General features: G+C 63.1%; 5 protein-coding genes and 1 pseudogene. 2 read left to right on the top strand and 4 right to left on the bottom strand.

The window, feature by feature from the left end:
- Positions 1-113, bottom strand: a pseudogene (locus tag AC5E6N_RS23110) (NAD-dependent epimerase/dehydratase family protein); the annotation flags it as partial.
- Between AC5E6N_RS23110 and AC5E6N_RS23105 the strand changes: the two are divergent.
- Entirely contained in the window at positions 82-720 is a 639-nt protein-coding gene (locus AC5E6N_RS23105; RefSeq protein ID WP_491750010.1) for an MmyB family transcriptional regulator, read from the top strand. The pseudogene AC5E6N_RS23110 and the gene AC5E6N_RS23105 sit on opposite strands and share 32 nt — an antisense overlap.
- A gap of 9 nt (positions 721-729) precedes the next feature.
- Here AC5E6N_RS23105 and gnd read toward each other — a convergent pair whose 3' ends face one another.
- The gene (gene gnd / locus AC5E6N_RS23100; protein WP_491750008.1) at positions 730-2,139 is read right to left on the bottom strand and encodes an NADP-dependent phosphogluconate dehydrogenase; all 1,410 of its coding nucleotides are present in this window, start codon (positions 2,137-2,139) and stop codon (positions 730-732) included.
- Between the two features lie 185 nt (positions 2,140-2,324).
- On the opposite strand from gnd, the gene ade reads away from it, so the two are divergent.
- The gene (ade, locus tag AC5E6N_RS23095) at positions 2,325-4,118 is read left to right on the top strand and encodes an adenine deaminase (RefSeq protein ID WP_491750007.1); all 1,794 of its coding nucleotides are present in this window, start codon (positions 2,325-2,327) and stop codon (positions 4,116-4,118) included.
- A gap of 12 nt (positions 4,119-4,130) precedes the next feature.
- On the opposite strand, the gene AC5E6N_RS23090 is transcribed toward ade, so the two are convergent.
- Positions 4,131-4,634: an aggregation factor core gene (locus AC5E6N_RS23090; protein ID WP_491750006.1), complete on the bottom strand. Its 504-nt coding sequence runs from the start codon at positions 4,632-4,634 to the stop codon at positions 4,131-4,133.
- Positions 4,635-5,077: 443 nt separating this feature from the next.
- A complete protein-coding gene (locus AC5E6N_RS23085) occupies positions 5,078-5,449 on the bottom strand; it encodes a very short patch repair endonuclease (RefSeq protein ID WP_491750009.1) in 372 nt (123 codons plus the stop codon).
- Between the last annotated feature and the right edge of the window lie 11 nt (positions 5,450-5,460).

The raw sequence follows: 5,460 nt of genomic DNA, 5'->3' as shown, positions 1-5,460 counted from the left end.
TCGATTTCGCGCCGGTCCGATCTGGTCATGCCGAGGACCTCATGTCCCCGGGCAAGCAGTTCGGGCAGGATCCGCGATCCGATGAAGCCGGTGGCACCCGTGAGAAAAACACGCGTTTTGAACGCTCCGTTGTTGTTCGCAAAGACATGTCGGGCTAAACTCCATCATGTTAAAGTCGTGACTTTATCATGGTATAATAATCAACAGGATCGCCATGCCGCAGGATGGAAATGCTCTCGGACAGTTCCTTCGGGACCGGCGCACGCGCCTCGATCCCGCCGCGTTCGGATTTCCCACCGGGCGGCGGCGCTGGTCCTGACCGACTGCGGGCAGCTTGCGCCTGAGCAGCGCAACATCCTTCGGCTGATGTTTTCGCAGACGGGCCGGAGGCGCAACAAGGAAGATTGGCATGGCGTCGCCCGCACCCTCGTCGGCCGGTTCCGGGCGGACGCGGCGCGCGCCGGTGCAAGTGCCGAGATTGCAAAGCTGGTCGAGGAGCTTTCCGCGCTCAGCCCGGTGTTCAAGGATCTGTGGAACGAGAAAGAGATTGCCGGACATGGCGAGGGCACCAAGCGCCTGCACCATGACAGGCTTGGCCGGATCGAGATGGAGTTTTCCACCTTCCTGGTGGAAGGCCGGTCCGACCTTACGCTGATGATCTACACGTCTGCGACCACGGAAACCGCCGGGCGGATCCGGTCTTATCTCGCCAAAGCCTGAACAAACATCCTATTGCTTGATCCACGGCCCGTGATGGGCGCCTTCGGCGTCGATGCGCTCGAAGGAGTGGGCGCCGAAGAAGTCGCGCTGGGCCTGGATCATGTTGGCGGTGGAGCGGCCGGTGCGCATCATGTCGAAATAGGCAAGGCCCGACGAGAGCGCCGGCACCGGATTGCCGGCGAGGCTTGCCTGGCTGACCAGCATGCGCAGGTCGTCATGGCTGTTCTTCATGATCCCGGCGAAGAACGGCGCGAACATCAGGTTGACGCGTCCGGAGGCCGAGAGCGCCTCGGCCATATCGTTCAGAAGCGCCGAGCGGATGATGCAGCCGGCGCGCCACACGCGGGCGATATCGGGCAGCGGCAGCGCCCAGCCGAACGCCTCCGACGCCGCCTCCATCATGGTGAAACCCTGGGCATAGCAGGCGATCTTGCCGGCAAGCAGCGCATTCTCAAGCCGTCCGGTGGTCACGACTTCGGCGTCGAGGGCCTGCGGCGCGGGCCCGAACAGCGCCTCGCCCGCCTCGCGTTTCCTGCTGTGCGCGGAGACGTTGCGGGCGGCAACCGCCGCTTCGATCGCCGAGACGGGCGTGCCGAGATGCTGGGCCTCGATCACCGTCCAGCGGCCGGTGCCCTTCTGGCCGGCGCGGTCGAGGATGATGTCGAGCACCGGCCGGCCGGTGTGCGGATCGACGGCACGGGCGACTTCGGCCGAAATCCCGATGAGATAGGACTGCAGCGGCCCCTCATTCCACGCGGCGAAGATGTCGGCGATCCGGGCGGGCTCATAGCCGAGCCCGTCGCGCATGATGCCGTAGACCTCGGCGATCATCTGCATGTCGGCATATTCGATGCCGTTATGGACCATCTTGACGAAATGGCCTGCCCCGCCCTCGCCCATCCATGTGGCGCAGGGGCTACCTTCATATTTGGCCGCGATGGCCGCAAGCACCGGCGCGACCCTGTCCCAGGCGGGTTTCGGCCCGCCGCCCATGATGGATGGGCCGTGGCGCGCGCCTTCCGCGCCGCCAGACACGCCGATGCCGAGGAAGAGCTCGCCGTTCTTGCCGGCGTCCGCCGCGCGGCGGTTGGTGTCGCGGAAATTGGCGTTGCCCGCATCGATGATCAGATCGTCGGTGCCGAGCATCGGCCGCAGGATCTCGATATGCTGGTCGACAATGTCGCCGGCGGGCACCATGAGGATGATGCTGCGCGGCGGGGCGATCGCGGCGACGAAGTCTTCCAGCGTCTCGCAGGGCGTGAGCCGTTCGGCCAGCGCGCCGGCGCCCTCCACGAAGCTGTTTGTGCGCGCGACCGTGCGGTTATAGACCGCGATGTCGTAACCGTTGTCCGCGGTGTTGAGGGCAAGATTGCTGCCCATGGTGCCGAGGCCGATCAGGCCGATGCCGGGTATCGTCATGCTGTATGAATGCCTTTCCTTCGTCGCCGCCAAACGCCGGGCCTTCATCCCGCTGACGTGTTTTTGATGGATAGCACATTCGCAAGGCCCGTGCGGGGCGAATTCTCGCCTGTCAACGGCCTTGCGACGGGCCGTCCGAAACGGCTAGGTTCTCGCGATCAAATACAAGACGGCGGAGAAGAAGAATGAGCACGATCAAACACTGGAGCGAGGTGGCGGCGCTAATGGTCGAGGTCGCTATGGGCCGTGCGCCGGCCGATATGGTGATCACCGGCGGGCAATGGGTGAACGTGCATTCCGGCGAGATCGTGCCGCAGACCGATGTGGCGATCCTGGCGGGCCGCTTCGCCTATGTCGGCCCGGATGCGAGCCACACGATCGGCCCGGATACCGAGGTGATCGAGGCCGGGGGGCGCTATCTGGTGCCGGGGCTCTGCGACGGTCACATGCATGTGGAATCCGGCCTGGTGACGGTGACGGAGTTCTGCCGCGCCGTCATTCCGCACGGCACGACGTCGATGTTCATCGACCCGCATGAGATTGCCAATGTGCTCGGCCTGCCGGGCGTCAGGCTGATGCATGACGAGGCGATGGAGATGCCGATCAACGTGCATGTGCAGATGCCCTCCTGCGTGCCGTCGGCGCCGGGGCTTGAGACGCCGGGGGCCGAACTCGGCGTTGCCGAGGTGACCGAAGCCATGGCGTGGCCCAACATTATCGGCCTTGGCGAGATGATGAACTTTCCGGGCGTTGCCGCCGGAAACGAGACGATGCTCGGCGAGATCGCCGCGACGCAAGCAGCCGGCAAGATCGTCGGCGGGCACTATGCCTCGCCGGATCTCGGCAACCCGTTCCACGCCTATGTGGCGGCCGGGCCGTCGGACGACCATGAGGGCACGCGCAAGGAGGACGCGACCGCCCGCGTGCGCCAGGGCATGCGCGCCATGCTGCGGCTCGGCTCGGCCTGGTACGATGTCGCCGAACAGGTCAAGGCCATCACCGAGGACCGGGTGGATTCGCGCAACTTCGTGCTGTGCACCGACGACAGCCATTCCGGCACGCTGGTCAATGAGGGCCATATGAACCGGGTGGTGCGCCACGCCATCGCGCAGGGGCTCAAACCGATCACCGCGATCCAGATGGCGACGCTCAACACCGCGCAGCATTTCGGCCTCGAGCGCGAGATCGGCTCGATCACGCCCGGCCGGCGCGCCGACCTCATCCTGTCAAGCGATATCAGCGCCCTGCCGATCGAGCTCGTCATCGCGCGCGGCAAGGTGATGGCGAAGGACGGCGCGCTCACCGCCGAGATCCCGCACCGCACCTATCCGGATTTTGCCAAACATTCCGTCAAGCTCGGCAAGGTGATGGCGGCGGAGGATTTCGAGATCGCCGCGCCCGCCGGCGCCAACCGGGTGAATGCCCGGGTGATCGGCGTCATCGAGAACCAGGCGCCGACCAGGGCGCTGGAGGCCGCGCTCGCCGTCGAGGGCGGGCTGGTGCAGATGGACCGGGAAAACGATGTCTGCCAGATCGCCGTGGTCGAGCGCCACCGCGCCACCGGCCAGGTGACCAACGGTTTCGTTTCCGGCTTCGGCTATAATATCGACTGCGCCATCGCCTCGACCGTCGCCCATGACAGCCACCACATGATCGTCGTCGGCACCAACCGCGAGGACATGGCGCTGGCGGCCAACCGGCTCGGCGAGATCGGCGGCGGCATCATTGTCGTCTCGCAAGGCAAGGAGCTGGCGCTGGTCGAACTGCCGATCGCCGGGCTGATGGCCGACGAGCGCGCCGAAATCGTCGCCGACAAGGCGCAGAAGATGATCGAGGCCATGGAAGCCTGCGGCTGCACCCTCCACAACGCCTATATGCAACACTCGCTCATGGCGCTGGTGGTGATCCCCGAAATCCGGATTTCGGATGTGGGGCTTGTGGATGTGCGGACGTTCGAGAAGGTGGCTCTCTTCGTTTAGGGCGCGCCTGACCTAAGACGAGCAGCCGGACCAGGCGAGATTTGCAACGGCGTTCCTGCCGAAGGCCGCTTTCGCCGTCCCGCCTGCCGCGTTCAGCGCCACACCGGCACCGACGATTTCGGAATCCGAGACGGTGATCTCCAGGGCATCGGCGGTGTCGTCGACATCAATGGTGAAGGCCAGCGACGCGCCGGCATCGAGGCCGGTGAGATCGAGCGTCACGCTGCTGTCGCCGTCCGCAACCCGCGGGATGGCGTTGAGCGCCGCGCCGCCCGACACCAGTTCAAAGGGCTGGAACACCTCAACGCCGGCGCCGCTGCCGGTCACATCGAAGATCAGCCCATAGGGCGACCCGCTCAGATCGATGGTGAGCGACGCCGCACCCAGCGCACAGGCGCCGGTGTTGGCGATCGTAAACCGATCCTTCGGCGCACCCTCATCGAAGCGGACCTGCAGATCGGCAAAAGCGGGCGAAGCAAGGCCGGCAAGAATGGCGGCAAGGGCAGCGGTTTTCATTGCGAACTCCTGTTGGGGTGTGCGGCTTTTACGCAGGAGGGAGCGGGATGGTTCACCGGGTGGTGGGATATGGGGTGTTGACTTTCGCGCGCACTACGGAGTGTCTGGAGGCGGAGTGGTTAGTTTCTCTATGTGATCAAGTTTTTAGTTCGTGATAAGTGGGCGTTATGGCGAGTCAAGTTTCAGGAAGTCTACTGCAACAACATTGGCAGTTTGCCACTTACTTGGAGTTCCAAAGACGGTCTTTCCAGTTAGCGGCTATTTCGGTCATATTAGACAAAGCGAAACTCGACTCTTAGCTTTGGGAACTTTTTTCGTCATCGCCACCTAGCTGCAAAACCCTTCGTTGATACAGTTGAGAATACAAACCACAACAAGAGCCGTCATCCCAGACCAATAGGCACCAATATCGTGTAAGCTAACGCGCATGCGCAAAGAGCGATTTAGATATCAAGTTCCGAAGTCAATTTGGACAAGAGTTTATCAGCGTCGGCAGTCTCACACTCCCAAACCACGACTACTCGCCACCCTAAATTCTCCAAAGCAGCCTGATTTTCTGCGTCTCTCTCTACATTTCTTCTAAATTTCTGCATCCAATACTCTGAACGCGATTTCGGGACGTGTGCGATCTTACATCCCTGATGTTGGTGCCAAAAGCACCCATGCACAAAGATGGCTATTTTGCGCGAAGGAAACACCAAATCAGGCTTGCCAGGAAGGGAATGCTGGTGGAGCCGATACCGATATCCGGCATTGTGGAGCATGCGGCGAACCAACCACTCGGGTTTCGTGTTTTTCCCCCGAATCCTTCGCATCCGCTCGCTGC

This window comes from Hoeflea sp. (genome assembly GCF_984452065.1).
This window is presented reverse-complemented; position numbering and strand designations above follow the sequence as displayed.